The organism is Amycolatopsis jejuensis, assembly GCF_000717335.1.
Taxonomy (GTDB): Bacteria; Actinomycetota; Actinomycetes; order Mycobacteriales; family Pseudonocardiaceae; genus Amycolatopsis; species Amycolatopsis jejuensis.
The window spans coordinates 17,021-31,477 of sequence record NZ_JNYZ01000023.1 but is presented as its reverse complement, the minus strand read 5'-3'; the positions used below and the strand labels follow the sequence as shown (position 1 = coordinate 31,477).

Below are 14,457 nucleotides of genomic sequence, written 5' to 3'. Positions count from 1 at the left end.
ATCAGGGAGAGTCCGCAGTGGTCCATACCTGGACCACATCGGAACCTCTCGACCTCTGAAGGTGGCTCATGTCCTTCGTCAGGACGTACACCAAGCCGCGCGTGTTCGCCGCGGCCGTACTCGGCTCGCTCGTCGTGGGCGCGGGCCTCGGGGTACTCGCCCGGACGACCGGCGCCGGCTGGCTGACCGAAACTCTCGACCAGATCGGCACGATCTTCACGACCCTGCTGCAGATCGCGGTGATCCCGCTGGTCTTCACGGCGATCGTGGTCGGCATCAACAGCCTGCGCGGCCTCGGCGGCGGCCGCACCGCCGCGCGGCTCGGGGGCAAGACCGTGCTGTGGTTCGCGATCACGTCACTGATCGCGTCGCTGATCGGGATCGTGATCGGCAAGCTCTTCAACCCCGGCTCCGGCGGGCTGGGCGAAGGCATCGCGGCCACCGCGAAGAACGCCGACAAAGCCGCGAAAAGCGTGAGCCACTGGGGTTCCTGGGACTCGTTCATCAACGGCCTGCTGCCGCAGAACTTCTTCTCCGCGTTCGCCCAAGGCAGCACGCTGCAGGTGCTCTTCCTGGCCGTGCTGATCGGCGCCGCCGCGTACAGCCTCGGCGACAAGGCCAAGCCGTTCGTCGATTTCACCACGAGCGTGTTCGAAATCATTCAGCGGTACCTCGGCTGGATCGTGCGGCTCGCCCCGCTCGGCATCATCGGCCTGATCGGCGCCGCGGTGTCGAACTACGGCGACGCCCTCTTCCGCCCGCTGCTGTCCACCACGATCGCGGTGTACGTCGGCTGCCTGCTCGTGCTGTTCGTGGTCTACCCGATCCTGCTGCAGTTCGTCGCGAAGGTGAACCCGCTGACGTTCTTCGCCAAGGCCGGTACCGCAATCCAGTTCGCCTTCGCGTCGCAGTCGAGCTCCGCGACGCTGCCGCTGACCCGCCAGTCCGCGGTGAACCTCGGCGTCGACCCGGGGTACGCGGCCTTCGCCACCCCGCTCGCCAGCGCGACCAAAATGGACGGTTGCGCCGCCGTTTTCCCCGCCATCGGCGCGATTTTCATCGCCAACCTCGCCGGGGTGCCGCTGAGCTTCGGGCAGTACGCGGGCATCGTGCTGGTCGCGGTGCTCGGCGCACTGGCCACCGCGGGCACCACCGGCTGGCTGACCGCCCTGACGCTCACCACCGCATTCATCGGCCTCGACGCCAAGCAGGTCGCGCTCGGCATCGCGCTGATCTACTCGGTGAACCCGATCATGGACATGATGCGCACGGCCACGAACGTCGCGGGCCAGATCGTGGTACCCACCATCGTCGCACGGAGCGAAGGCCTGCTCGACGACGAAGTCCTGCACACCCAAACGACCCGCCCCAACCACGGCGACGAGGGCCTCGCCCCCGGAACCGCACCGGCAACCGCCTGACCGGACCGCCTGGCTACGACCCGCCCGACCGTCCAACCGGTGACCCATCCGACCGCAAACCGCCAAACCGGCAATCGACCAGCCGGGCGCCCGCCTGATCGGCGGCCGCCCGGCTGCGCTCCATCCGGCTGGCGACCGTCCAATCGCAACCGTCCGGCCAGTGGCCGTCTCGGAAGGCCCGGCACGGCCACTCACGAGCTGCATGGCGGAGCCAGTCACGACGTGCGCTGGCGGAGCCACACCCAACCTGCACGGGCATAGCACCCACTCACGAGCGGCACGAGCGGCACGAGCGGCACGAGCGGCACGAGCGGCACGAGCGGCACGAGCGCAGTCAGTCACGACGTGCGCTGGTACAGCCACTCACGAGCTGCACAAGCGCAGTCACACCCAACCTGCACCGGCATAGCAGCCACTAACGAGGTGCACGAGCGCAGTCAGTCACGACGTGCACCGACGCAGCCACAACCCGCGCCACCCCACGCACAACCCCGTGTCACCCCAAGAACAACCTCCACCGGCACAGCCACTCAAGAAGTGCACGGATGTAGCTGATTCTCCCTCAACCGCACATCCGGCCACCCCGCCAAATTCGACGGCGCCGTGACCGTATTCGTGCAGCCCATGACCGCACCGTCGAGTTCGTAGACCTCCGCCAGCACCGGCGAAGCCTGGCAACCCGGCGTCCCCGGCGTGGCGTCCGGGCACTCGTGCCGGACCACGATCACGTCCGGGCGGCCGTCCTGGCTTACGTCGTACAGCGAGATCGTTCCGGCGTCCGCGAAGTACGGCTTCCCGAAGTTGCGCCATACCCCGCCAGTCGCCGTGAGCAGTTCGCCGTATGCGCCGCCTCCGGTGTCGCCGCGGATGAGGCAGGCCGGGGTGGACCCGTCGATGCAGCGCAGGGACTTGTCGTTCAGTTTTGCGCCCATGCTGGTCATCGCGAGTTCGAACTCGGCGCTCGGGGGCGAGCCGATTTCGACCCGGCCCCAGCCGCCTGACGCGTCGGCGTACAGGACCACCGGGGTGCCGCCGACGGTCATTGCGGCCAGCTGGCGGCACGGGCCCGAGCCGCAGGTCGCGGACGGGTTCGCGCCGGACGCGGCCGGGACGAGCTGGGCGATGCCGGGGTCCTCCGTGCGGGGCGGGCGCAGGGCCACGACCACCACGAGCGCTGCCGCCGTGACCACTGCCGCGAGCACGGCGGTGAACAGCATCGAGCGCGGGATCCGCTTGGGCCAAGTCCGCATATCCGAGACTGTAAGCGACCTTGCTCATCGTGTCCGTCTATGTTGTCCCCGTGACGAACCCGAACCTTCCTCCTGCCCTGTACCTGCCGACCGGAGCGACCGGCCCGACCACCGACGGCGGCACCGGCGCCAACGTCGAGCTGCGCCGCACGCCCGACGGCCGCACCGCGCTGGTCGCGTTCACCGCGCTCGACCGGCTCGTCGACTGCTGCGGCGAGAACCAGCCGTGGATCCTGATCAACACCGAGCACCTGCCGCGAATCCACCAGGCAAGGCCCTACGACGTCATCGTGCTCGACTCCGAGATCCCCACCGAGCTGCGGCACCCCGCCACGCACGGATGACCCGCCCCCCACCGGGTGGTCCAACTCTCAATCCTGGCCATGACCGGGTCCGTAGACTCCCGGTTGACCAGCACTGGAGCTGACGGATACGGGAGGTATGAGGTGAGCGAGCAGGACACCGCGAGCGCAGGCGGTCCGGTGACGAAGATCCTGGTCGCGAACCGGGGCGAGATCGCGGTGCGCGTGATCAGGGCGGCGAAGGACGCGGGCCTGCAGAGCGTGGCCGTGTACGCCGACCCGGACCGCGACGCTCCGCACGTCCGCCTCGCCGACGAGGCCTTCGCCCTCGGCGGGACCACCGCGGCCGAAAGCTACCTCGCGATCGACAAGATCCTCGACGCCGCCAAGCGGTCCGGCGCCGACTCGATCCACCCTGGGTACGGCTTCCTCTCGGAGAACGCCGAGTTCGCCCAGTCCGTCCTCGACGCCGGGCTGACCTGGATCGGGCCGAGCCCGCAGGCCATTCGCGACCTCGGCGACAAGGTCACCGCGCGGCACATCGCCATGCGCGCGGGCGCGCCGCTGGTCCCGGGTACGAAGGAACCGGTGAAGGACGCCGGCGAGATCGTCGCGTTCGCCGACGAGCACGGGCTTCCGGTCGCCATCAAGGCGGCGTTCGGCGGTGGCGGACGCGGCCTGAAGGTCGCCCGCACCCGCGAGGAAATCCCGGAGCTGTTCGAGTCCGCGACGCGCGAAGCGGTCGCCGCGTTCGGGCGGGGCGAATGCTTCGTGGAGCGGTACCTGGACAAGCCGCGGCACGTCGAGGCGCAGGTGCTGGCCGACCAGCACGGCAACGCGATCGTCATCGGCACGCGGGACTGCTCGCTGCAGCGCCGTCACCAGAAGCTCGTCGAAGAGGCCCCGGCACCGTTCCTGAGCGACGACCAGCGTGCCCGGATCCACGAGTCCGCCAAGGCCATCTGCAAGGAGGCCGGGTACTACGGCGCGGGCACGGTCGAGTACCTCGTCGCCGTCGACGGCACCATTTCCTTCCTCGAGGTCAACACGCGGCTGCAGGTGGAGCACCCGGTGTCGGAGGAAACCACCGGCATCGACCTGGTCCGCGAGATGTTCCGCATTGCCCGCGGCGAAAAACTGCGGTTCACGCAGGACCCGGAGCCGCGCGGCCACTCGATCGAGTTCCGCATCAACGGCGAGGACGCGGGTCGCGGCTTCCTGCCCGCGCCGGGCACGGTCACGAAGTTCGTGGCGCCGACCGGGCCGGGCGTGCGCGTCGACTCCGGCGTGGAATCCGGCAGCGTGATCGGCGGCCAGTTCGACTCGATGCTCGCCAAGCTCATCGTCACCGGGTCCGACCGCGCCAACGCCCTCGAACGCAGCCGCCGCGCGCTGGCCGAGTTCGAGGTCGAGGGCATGGCGACGGTGCTGCCGTTCGACCGCGTGATCGTGGACGACCCGGCGTTCATCGGCGACGACAACGGGTTCAGCGTGCACACCCGCTGGATCGAGACCGAGTTCGACAACAAGATCGAGCCGTTCACCGCGCCGGACGTCGAGGCCGACGAGCAGGCGCCGCGGCAGAACGTGGTCGTCGAGGTCGGCGGGCGCCGGCTCGAGGTGTCGCTGCCCGGCGGGTTCGCGCTCGAAGGCGGCAGCCCGGCCGCGGCCAAGGCCAAGCCCCGCAAGCGCGCGGGTGGCGCGAAGGCCGCGGTGAGTGGCGACGCGGTCACCGCGCCGATGCAGGGCACGATCGTGAAGATCGCGGTCGAGGAGGGGCAGCACGTCGAAGCGGGCGAGCTGATCGTGGTCCTCGAGGCGATGAAGATGGAAAACCCGGTCACCGCACACAAAGCGGGCACTGTCACCGGGCTTTCGGTCGAGGTCGGCGCCGCCGTCACGCAGGGAACGCAGCTGCTGGAGCTCAAGGACTGAAGTTGTGCCGAATGTCGTGGGTGCCGCCCGCCGGAGCGGCCTACCATCGGATACGTGACTGAGGTTCCGTCTCCGCAGCTGCGGATCAGCGACCAGGAACGGGAATCCGCGCTGAATGCGCTCGGTGAGCACATGAGCGCGGGGCGGATCGACATCGACGAGTACGGCGAGCGGTCCGCCCGGATCACCGCGGCGAAAACCCGTGGTGAGCTGGGCGGACTGTTCGACGACTTGCCCGCGCCGCATCCGAGGTACGGCGCGGGCGAGGTGGCGGCCACGCCGGAACCGCCGCCGGTACCGCAGCCTGCCGCGAGTCGCGAGGTGGCCCGGCAGCCGGAGTGGTCGTCCGGGCAGCGGGTGGCCGCGGCGCTGGTACCGCTGGTCTGGATCGCCGCGATCGCGCTCATCGCCACCGGAGCCGCCGCGTGGCCGGTGGTGTTCGTGCCGATCGCGTTCACGGCGGTCGGCCGCGCGCTCTGGGGCAGGAGCTTCGACCACCAGCACGACCACCACCGGGAACGCCGCGAGGAGTTCCGGCGGATGCGGGACGAGCACCGGCGGCAGCGCCGGCTGGATCCCTGAGGCAGGTCATGGCTGACATGCGGCTGAGCGACGCGGAGCGCCAAGACGCGCTCGACGTCCTCTCCGAACACGTCCGCACCGGCCGGCTGGACATCGACGAGTACGGCAACCGCTCGGCGAAGGTCACCGCGGCCAAGCTGGTCAGCGACCTGATCCCGCTGTTCGACGACCTGCCCTCGCCGCGGCCGAGCGCGCTGCTCGCCACGCCACGACCTCCGGAACCCGTGCTGGCGCCGCCGGGCAGCAGCCCGCTCACGCGCTTCGCCATGCGGTACGCGGTCCCGCTTTCGATCGCGCTGGCCATCATCGTGCTGGTGCTGTCGCGCGGGCGGCTGCTGATCGTTTTCGCGCTGCCGCTGGTCGTGATGCTGCTCAGCGGATGGCGGCGGCGCTGAGTACCCGGGAACGGCTCAGCCCGACGATCGGGTTGCGACCGGGCGCCATCGATCCCCGGGCCGAACGACGCGCGGGTCCGATCTTCGCCGGGGTTGGCATCGTCGCGCTCGCGGCGTGCACCGTCGTGGCGGCCACCCAAGATCACGGCGATCCAGGGCAGTGGCGCACCACGCTGGTCCTCGTCGTGCTGACCGGCCTGTGGTTGCTGCTGCTGATCCCGGTGATCCCGCGGCGCACGCGGCAACCGTGGCTGGCCATCGGATTTTTCGTGGTCCTGCTGGCCGGGGCGACGGCGTTGACCGCGCGGCTGGACCCGTTCACCGCCTTCGCGTCCATCGGTTACCCGATTGCCTTCGTGCTGTTCCCACCGCGCTGGAGCATTTTCGCGGCGGCGGCAACGGCGGTGGTTCCGTTGCTGGCCAAGGGCGCCGGGCAGGCCGATACCCAGCCGTGGGTCACCGTCGTCTCGATCATCGGGCCGATCCTGTACGTCGCGTGGTTCGTCGGCGCGGAGAACGAGGAACGCCGTCGGACCAACGAAAAACTCGCCGAAACGAATGCGCGGCTGGAAACGGCGCTCACCGAAAACGCGGAACTGCACGCACAATTGGTCACCCAGGCGAGGCAGGCGGGCGTGCTCGACGAGCGGCAGCGGATGGCCCGCGAGATCCACGACACCGTCGCGCAAGGGCTCACCGGGATCGTCACGCAACTGCAGGCCGCCGACCGCGCGACGGCGTCCGAGGACCGGAAACGCCACCTCGACCACGTACACACGCTGGCGAAAGACAGTCTCACCGAGGCCCGCCGTGCGGTACAGGCGTTGCGGCCGGAACCGCTGGCCGATTCGCATCTGCCGGAAGCGCTGGCGGGGCTGGCCGATCGCGTGTCCGGCACGTCGGGCGTCACCGTCACGGCCGAGACCGCGGGGGACGCGCGGCCGTTGCTGCCGGAGCTGGAGGTGACGCTGTACCGGGTCGCGCAGGAAGCCTTGGCCAATGCGGAAAAGCACGCCCGAGCAGCCCGCATCGGGATCACCCTGACGTACGCGGGCGAGGTCGTCCTCCTCGACGTCCGCGACGACGGCAAGGGCTTCGCTCCTGGAGAACGCGGCGACGGCACCGGCTTCGGCCTTCAGGCCATGCGGCAACGCGTCCAGCGGGTCGCGGGCACGCTCAGCATCGAATCGGCGCCGGGGGAAGGGACGGCCGTGCACGCAGAGTTCCCCGCCATCCCCAAAACCTGATGGAATCGGTGGCCGGCGGCTAGCTTCGACGCATGGATCTGCAGCTGACCGGCAAGCGCGCGGTCGTCACCGGAGCCAGCCGTGGGATCGGGCTGGCCACCGTGGAAGCACTCGTCGCCGAAGGCGTGCGCGTGGTCGCCGGCTCGCGGACGGTCTCGGCCGAGCTCGCGGCAACCGGCGCAATTCCGGTCACCACCGACCTACGCACGGCGGACGGCGTCAACGCGCTGGTCGAGCGGGCCATCGTGGAGTTCGGGGACATCGACCTGCTGGTCAACAACGTCGGCGGCGCGGACCACGTCGAGCACCTCGCCTTCGCCGACACCACCGACGACGACTGGTTCGACCTGCTCAACCTCAACCTGATGGCCGCAGTTCGCACCACTCGCGCCTCCGTCCCGTCCTTGCTGCGCACCAAAGGCGTCGTCGTCACCGTCTCCTCCGACGGCGCCCTCACGCCACGGCAAGGCGCCCTGGCGACGCCACTTCCTTACGCCGTCTCGAAAGCCGCGCTCAACGCTTGTATGAAGGCGCTGTCGGTCGAGCTGGGTCTGGAGGGAATCCGGGTGACCACCGTGTCGCCCGGCTCGACCAGGACGTCGCTGTGGGAAGGCGAAGTCGGCGAGACGCTCGCTCGCGCTGCCGGAGTGCCGCACGACGCGTTGCTCAAGGTGCTTCCCGAACAGGCCGGAATGCTCACCGGCCGCTGGATCGAGCCGAAGGAAATCGCCGCGGCGATCGCGTTCGTCGCCTCTCCCCTGTCGGGAAGCACGATCGGCGCGAACTTCGAGATCGACGCCGGAGCACGCCGGTCCCTCTGAGCCGTCACCCGTATTGCTCGCCCTGCGCCCGGAGCACCCGCCGCAGCACCTTGCCGTTTCCGTTGCGGGGCAACGCATCCAGCCACGCGACATCCTGCGGCACCTTGTACCACGACAGCCGCGAGCGGGTCAGCTCGATCAGCTCCGCACCCAGCGCGGCCCGGTCCGCCGCCTCCGGAGCAGCCACGACATAAGCACGCAAGGTGGTGTCCCCCGCCGCGCGCCGGACCGCGCTGACCGCCACTTCCGCCACGTGCGGATGACTTTCCAGCAGCCGTTCGACCTCGTCCGGGACCACGTTCTGCCCGCCGATCACCTCCACGTCGTCGAGCCGCCCGTGGACGTGCACGACCTCGTCCGCGTCGAGTGCCGCCAGGTCGCCGGTCGGCCACCAGCCGTCGGTGAGCTGGTCCGGGCCGAGGCTGCCGCGGGTGACCCCGCGCGTGGCGACCGGGAGCCAGATGTGCAGCTCACCCCGCTCGCCGGGAGCGACTTCGCGGGCGCCGGCATCGACGACGCGCACCGGCAGCCCGCCGAACGACGGTCCGACTGCGGACGGCACGACGTAATCCGACGGACGGCCGAACGCGATCCCACCGGCTTCGGTGGAACCGTAGAGATTCATCAGCCGGTCGCCGAGAATCGGCAGGAGCTGTTCCCGCAGCCGCCCGGAAAGCACTTCACCCGCGGAGATCGCCATCGTCAGCTGCCCGAGTACCTCGGCGTGGCCGGGTTCGAGCAGCAGCCGCGCGAGATAACTGGGCTGGGTGACGAACGTCGTGACCCGGTGGCGGCGGATCAGGTCGAGCGCGGCGGCCGGGGTCGCGTGCGCACCGGCGAGCACCGACGTCTGGCCGGTGCAGATCGTGGCGAACACCGAGGCGTGCAGCCCGACCGAGAAGCAGATGCGGGACATCGACAATCCGACGTCGCCGACGCGGTCGGTGCCGAAACCGGTGGCCCCGGAACCGAAGTTGTCGTGGAGGGAGAAGCACAGTTTCGGGGCACCGGTCGTCCCGGACGTGAACAACGCGATCGCGGGGTGGCCCTTGCCGTCCTCGAACGCCGGGTCCGGGTCCGCGGTGGCCAGCCGCTCGGCGTTCGTGACCGGCGCGAGTCCGGCTTCGCCGAGCCAGCCTGCTGTTTCGGGGCCGGCGACGATCAGCGCCGGCTCGGCCGTGCGCGCGTCCCTGGTGAGGTCTTCCCGGCTCATCCGGACGTTCACCGGGATCGCGACGACCCCGGCCTGCCAGGCGCCGAGCAGGCACCAGACCAGGTCGATGCTGTCCGGAAGCGCGAGCAGGACCCGATCGCCGCGGCGCAGTCCGGCAGCCCGGTATCCGCCGGCGACGCGGGCGGCTCCGGCGTACACGTCGGCGAAGGTCCAGACGCGGTCGCCGTCTAGGAAGGCGGGGAGGTCGTCCCATCCGTGGTCGCGGGCGTGCGCGGCCGCGAGTCCGGTCACGTTGTGCGGCATGATGCCACGCTGCCAGGGCAACCACGGCCAAGGGGACAATCCGGACGAAGGCCTGTCCGGACCGGGCAATGATCTTTCACCTTGATCTTTCACCTTCGCGACCCGCGGCTGTGACGCGCGACCCGGCCTGACCCCGGTCTTCGCCGGTTACGCTCGTGAGGTGGAACCCGTGGAGATCAACGCGGGCGCGTACTACCTGCGCCAGCTGCGCGCGGACCGGCACCTCGACGACCGGGCCGCGCTGATGGAGGCGTTCGCCGACCCGCAGCACCGCCGGTACGTGCTGAACTACCAGCTGCGCACCCTCGACGAAGCGACCGAGTACGTCGCACTCCGCGCCGCGCAGTGGGCGTGCGACGAACGCTGCTCGTGGGCGGTGGCGGAGCCGACCACGGGACGGCTGCTCGGCGAGGTCGGACTCCGCGACCTCGACCTCACGTTCGGCATGGCCGAGGCGTCAGTGTGGACCCATCCGGCAGAACGGGGCAACGGCATCGCGGCGGTCGCGCTGTCCGCCGCCACCCGCTTCGGTTTCGGCGGCCTCGGCCTGCACGAGATCGTGTACCGGCACGACGAGAGCAACATCGCGTCGGCCGTGGTCGCGGCGAGGTCCGGATTCACCCAGGTCGGGGTGGAGGACCGGCCGTCTCCGACCGGGGACCCGCTGGTCCGGTGGGTCCTCAAACCCAGCTGAGTCAGCTCACCGGCTCGATGAGACCCGCCCGCGCTTCCGGCGCCGCAGCACGCAACGCGTCCGCCGACTCGTCCGTCCCCTGCAGCTGCGACTCCCGCTCCGCCTCCACCCGGGCCCGATACACCTCGACCTCCCGCTGCACCGTCTCCGCCGACCAGCCCAGGACATCGCCGACCAGGCGTGCCACCTGCTCCGCACAGTCGACGCCCCGGTGCGCGTACTCGATCGAAATCCGCGTCCGCCGCGCGAGCACGTCCTCCAGGTGCAGCGCCCCTTCATGGCTCGCCGCGTACACGACCTCCACGCCCAGGTAGTCCGGCGCCGACTCGATCGGCTTGAGCAGCTCCGGGCGTCCGGCGGCGAGCGCGAGCACCTCGTGTACCAGCGAGCCGTACCGATCGAGCAGATGCCGTACGCGGTACGGGTGCAGCCCGTGTTCCGCGGCGAGATGGTCGGCCTGGTTGACCAGCGCGTGGTAACCATCGGCGCCGAGCAGCGGGACCTTGTCCGTGATCGACGACGGCGGGCGGCCCGGCAGGTCGACCACCGCGGCGTCGACGGCGTCGGCCGCCATCACGCGATACGTCGTGTACTTGCCACCCGCGATCGCGACCAGCCCCGGCGCGACCCGCGCGACCGCGTGCTCGCGCGACAGCTTCGACGTCTCCTCGCTCTCCCCGGCCAGCAACGGCCGAAGACCCGCGTACACGCCTTCGATGTCGTCGTGCGTAAGTGGCGTAGCGAGCACCGAATTCACGTGCTCAAGCAGGTAGTCGATGTCGTGTTTCGTAGCCGCTGGGTGCGCGAGGTCCAGATTCCATTCGGTGTCCGTGGTGCCGACGATCCAGTGGTTACGCCACGGGATCACGAACAGCACGGACTTCTCCGTACGCAGGATCATCCCCGACTCCGACACGATCCGGTCTCGCGCCACCACGATGTGCACACCCTTGCTGGCGCGCACGCGGAACCGGCCGCGGCCGCCGGACAGCCGCTGCAGCTCGTCGGTCCACACTCCGGTGCAGTTGATGACCGCGCCGGCCTGGATCTCGGTCTCACGCCCGTCCTCGACGTCGCGCACGCGCACGCCGGAAATCCGGTCCGCCTCGCGCAGGAACCCGACGACCTGGGTGGAGGTCCGGACCACTGCGCCGTAATGCGCGGCGGTGCGCGCGACGGTCATGGTGTGCCGGGCGTCGTCGGCCTGTGCGTCGTAGTACCGGATTCCGCCGATGAGCGCGGACCGCTTGAGCGCGGGGACCATTCGGAGGGCACCCGCGCGGGTGAGATGTTTCTGCCCGGGCACCGACCGCGCGCCGCCCATCGTGTCGTACATCAGCAACCCGGCTGCGGTGTACGGGCGTTCCCAGATCCGGTGGGTGAGGGGGTACAGGAAACTCACCGGCTTGACCAGGTGCGGCGCGATCTTGGTGAGCATCAGCTCGCGCTCGTGCAGTGCTTCGCGCACCAGCCCGAACTCCAGCTGCTCGAGGTAACGCAGCCCGCCGTGGAAGAGCTTGCTCGACCGGCTCGACGTGCCGGATGCCAGGTCACGCGCCTCGACCAGGGCGACCCGCAGGCCGCGCGTCGCGGCATCCAGTGCCGTTCCGGCACCGACCACCCCGCCGCCGATCACGACCAGGTCGAACGTTTCCGCGCCGAACCGCTGCCAGGAATTCTCGCGGCCGGACGGGCCAAGCCGGGCCGGGTCGCCGCCGTGCTGCGAACTCGTCACCACTCGTTCCTCCTCGTGCTCCACCCTCCCCAGCATTGCACGCCTCGGTGATCGCGCGCTGACCCCGAGGTGACACGTGTGGCGTAACCGGAGACGATCATGGTGACATTCCTGCCGTCAGCACCTGGTTCGATCGCGTACGCACCGGTAACGTGCCGCGGACGGGGGTCGGCGACGAGGCCGTGGCCGGACGTGATCGGCCCTGCACAGACTGTCCAGTGTGGAGGTGCGAACGTGAGTCCTGGTGCGATCATCGTCTGGGAGCTGCTGGGGACAGCGGTACTCCTGCTGCTGGGTAACGGCGTCGTGGCCAATCATGTGCTGCGCAAGAACAACGGCCACAACGCGGGTACCCTCTTCATCACTTTCGGCTGGGCTTTCGGCGTGTTCGCCGGGGCCAGCATCGCCGCGCCGACCGGCGCTCACCTCAACCCCGCGGTCACGCTGGGGCTCGCGATTTCGGGCAAGGTGTCGTGGGCGGACGTGCCGTACTACCTGATCGGCGAGATGGCAGGCGCGATCCTCGGCGCCGTGCTGTGCTGGCTGACGTACAAGCTGCAGTTCGACGACCATCCGGAACCGGCGGAGACACTGGGGATCTTCTCCACCGCACCGCAGATCCGCAACAAGCCGTGGAACCTCGTCACGGAAATCATCGGTACGTTCGTACTGGTCGGCTGGATCCTGCTGAGCCCGGTGTTCTCCGCGCCGGGACAGGACGGCGTGCCGACGTTCGGCAACTCGGCACTCGGGTACGCCGGGGTGTCGTTCGTGGTGCTGGTGATCGGTATTTCCCTCGGCGGGCCCACCGGGTACGCCATCAACCCCGCCCGCGACCTCGGCCCGCGGATCGCGTACGCGTTCCTGCTGCCGATCAAGGGCAAGCGCGACCCCGACTGGAACTACTCGTGGGTCCCGGTGATCGGGCCGCTCGCCGGTGGCGCGCTGGCCGCGCTCGTGTATCTGGCCGTGCACAACCTGACCTGACCCAGTTTTGCGGAGGGAACCCATGACCTCGTACGTCGCCGCGATCGACCAGGGCACCACGTCGACGCGCTGCATGATCTTCGACCACTCCGGCCGCGTCGTCTCGGTCGACCAGCGTGAGCACGAGCAGATCTTCCCCAAGGCGGGCTGGGTCGAGCACAACGCCGAGGAGATCTGGGAAAACACGCGCGCGGTCGCGGCGGGTGCGCTCGCCAAGGCCGACCTGCGGCCCGCGGACATCGCCGCGGTCGGCATCACCAACCAGCGCGAGACCGCGCTCGTGTGGGACCGGAAAACCGGGAAACCGGTGTACCACGCCATTGTCTGGCAGGACACGCGTACTGACAAGATCGTCGGGGAGCTCGGCGCCCTCGGCGGCGGGCAGGAGCGGTATCGCACCAAGACCGGGCTGCCGCTCGCCACGTATTTCTCCGGGCCGAAAATCAAGTGGATCCTCGACAACGTCGAGGGCGTCCGGGCCCGCGCCGAGGCCGGTGACCTGGTGTTCGGCAACATGGACACCTGGGTGCTGTGGAACATGACCGGCGGGGTGGACGGCGGCGTGCACGTCACCGACCCCACCAACGCGTCGCGCACGCTGCTGATGGACCTCGACACCCTGCAGTGGGACGCGGAAATCGCCGGGGAGATGGGGATTCCGCTGTCGATGCTGCCGGAGATCCGGTCGTCGTCGGAGGAGTACGGCAAGGTCCGCGAACGCGGTGCGCTGGCCGGGGTGCCGATCGCGGGTATCCTCGGCGACCAGCAGGCGGCGACGTTCGGCCAGGCGTGCCTGTCTCCCGGCGAGGCCAAGAACACTTACGGCACCGGGAACTTCGTGCTGCTGAACACCGGTACCGAGAAGGTGCTGTCGGAAAACGGGCTGCTCACCACGGTCTGCTACAAGATCGGGTCGAACGACACGGTGTACGCGCTGGAGGGCTCGGTCGCGGTCACCGGTTCACTCGTGCAGTGGCTGCGAGACAACCTGGGGCTGATCTCATCCGCGGCCGAGATCGAGGAATTCGCGCGGACCGTCGACGACAATGGCGGCGCATATTTCGTACCCGCGTTTTCCGGGCTTTTCGCGCCGTATTGGCGTTCGGACGCACGGGGGGCGATCGTCGGGCTCACCCGATTCGTCAACAAGGGCCACCTTTCGCGGGCAGTACTGGAGGCGACGGCATTCCAGTCGCGCGAGGTGATCGACGCGATGAACGCCGATTCGGGGGTGCCGCTGAAATCACTGAAGGTGGACGGCGGAATGGTCGTGAACGAATTGCTCATGCAGTTCCAGGCGGACATTCTCGGCGTACCGGTGATCCGTCCGGTGGTGAACGAGACCACCGCGCTGGGGGCCGCATACGCCGCCGGGCTGGCGGTCGGCTTCTGGTCGTCGGAGGACGACATCCGCACGAACTGGGCCAAGGACAAGCAGTGGGACCCGGCGATGGACGAATCCCGCCGGGAGTCGGAGTACGCCAACTGGAAGAAGGCAGTCACGAAGACCTTCAACTGGGTCGACTGAGCCGCCCGTTGTCCGTGAAGGGAACCATCACGGAATTAGATTCCCTCATGGTTCCCTTCACGGACTTCCACCGACTTTCAGCG

Annotated in this window: 13 protein-coding genes; 10 read left to right on the top strand and 3 right to left on the bottom strand. The window is 69.4% G+C overall.

The window, feature by feature from the left end; translation table 11 throughout:
• Nucleotides 1-68: 68 nt before the first annotated feature.
• Complete coding sequence (locus OO71_RS29560) at nt 69-1,421, top strand: dicarboxylate/amino acid:cation symporter (protein ID WP_033293225.1); 1,353 nt, start codon at nt 69-71, stop codon at nt 1,419-1,421.
• Nucleotides 1,422-1,951: 530 nt separating this feature from the next.
• Here the strand turns inward: OO71_RS29560 and OO71_RS29555 are convergent.
• On the bottom strand, nt 1,952-2,671 hold the full coding sequence (locus tag OO71_RS29555) for a hypothetical protein (RefSeq protein ID WP_033293224.1): 720 nt from the start codon (nt 2,669-2,671) through the stop codon (nt 1,952-1,954).
• Between the two features lie 50 nt (nt 2,672-2,721).
• Between OO71_RS29555 and OO71_RS29550 the strand changes: the two genes are divergently transcribed.
• From OO71_RS29550 to OO71_RS29525, 6 genes are all read left to right on the top strand, one after another.
• Nucleotides 2,722-3,015: an SAV_915 family protein gene (locus OO71_RS29550; RefSeq protein ID WP_033293307.1), complete on the top strand. Its 294-nt coding sequence runs from the start codon at nt 2,722-2,724 to the stop codon at nt 3,013-3,015.
• 102 nt (nt 3,016-3,117) lie between these two features.
• Nucleotides 3,118-4,908, top strand: a complete 1,791-nt coding sequence (locus tag OO71_RS29545) for an acetyl/propionyl/methylcrotonyl-CoA carboxylase subunit alpha (protein ID WP_033293223.1) — start codon at nt 3,118-3,120, stop codon at nt 4,906-4,908.
• Nucleotides 4,909-4,962: 54 nt separating this feature from the next.
• Nucleotides 4,963-5,490, top strand: a complete 528-nt coding sequence (locus tag OO71_RS29540) for a DUF1707 SHOCT-like domain-containing protein (RefSeq protein WP_033293222.1) — start codon at nt 4,963-4,965, stop codon at nt 5,488-5,490.
• Between the two features lie 8 nt (nt 5,491-5,498).
• Complete coding sequence (locus OO71_RS29535) at nt 5,499-5,885, top strand: DUF1707 SHOCT-like domain-containing protein (RefSeq protein ID WP_033293221.1); 387 nt, start codon at nt 5,499-5,501, stop codon at nt 5,883-5,885.
• Nucleotides 5,870-7,132 carry a sensor histidine kinase gene (locus tag OO71_RS29530; RefSeq protein WP_033293220.1) on the top strand — a complete coding sequence of 421 codons (1,263 nt, stop codon included), beginning with the start codon at nt 5,870-5,872 and terminating at the stop codon, nt 7,130-7,132. Before OO71_RS29535 ends, OO71_RS29530 begins: the two co-directional genes overlap by 16 nt.
• 32 nt (nt 7,133-7,164) lie before the next feature.
• Nucleotides 7,165-7,953, top strand: coding sequence for an SDR family oxidoreductase (locus OO71_RS29525; protein ID WP_033293219.1), 789 nt, complete (start codon nt 7,165-7,167; stop codon nt 7,951-7,953).
• Nucleotides 7,954-7,957: 4 nt separating this feature from the next.
• On the opposite strand, the gene OO71_RS29520 is transcribed toward OO71_RS29525, so the two are convergent.
• The gene (locus tag OO71_RS29520) at nt 7,958-9,430 is read right to left on the bottom strand and encodes a class I adenylate-forming enzyme family protein (RefSeq protein ID WP_033293218.1); all 1,473 of its coding nucleotides are present in this window, start codon (nt 9,428-9,430) and stop codon (nt 7,958-7,960) included.
• 160 nt (nt 9,431-9,590) lie between these two features.
• Between OO71_RS29520 and OO71_RS29515 the strand changes: the two genes are divergently transcribed.
• Nucleotides 9,591-10,124: a GNAT family N-acetyltransferase gene (locus OO71_RS29515; RefSeq protein ID WP_156096605.1), complete on the top strand. Its 534-nt coding sequence runs from the start codon at nt 9,591-9,593 to the stop codon at nt 10,122-10,124.
• Nucleotide 10,125: 1 nt separating this feature from the next.
• Here OO71_RS29515 and OO71_RS29510 read toward each other — a convergent pair whose 3' ends face one another.
• A complete protein-coding gene (locus OO71_RS29510) occupies nt 10,126-11,895 on the bottom strand; it encodes a glycerol-3-phosphate dehydrogenase/oxidase (RefSeq protein ID WP_156096604.1) in 1,770 nt (589 codons plus the stop codon).
• Between the two features lie 198 nt (nt 11,896-12,093).
• Between OO71_RS29510 and OO71_RS29505 the strand changes: the two genes are divergently transcribed.
• Together OO71_RS29505 and glpK are read left to right on the top strand one after the other, a co-directional pair.
• Entirely contained in the window at nt 12,094-12,846 is a 753-nt protein-coding gene (locus OO71_RS29505; RefSeq protein ID WP_063740132.1) for an MIP/aquaporin family protein, read from the top strand.
• A 22-nt stretch (nt 12,847-12,868) separates the two neighbouring features.
• Nucleotides 12,869-14,374 (top strand): glycerol kinase GlpK, encoded by a 1,506-nt coding sequence (glpK, locus tag OO71_RS29500; protein WP_033293216.1) that lies wholly within the window; start codon nt 12,869-12,871, stop codon nt 14,372-14,374.
• Nucleotides 14,375-14,457: the final 83 nt, after the last annotated feature.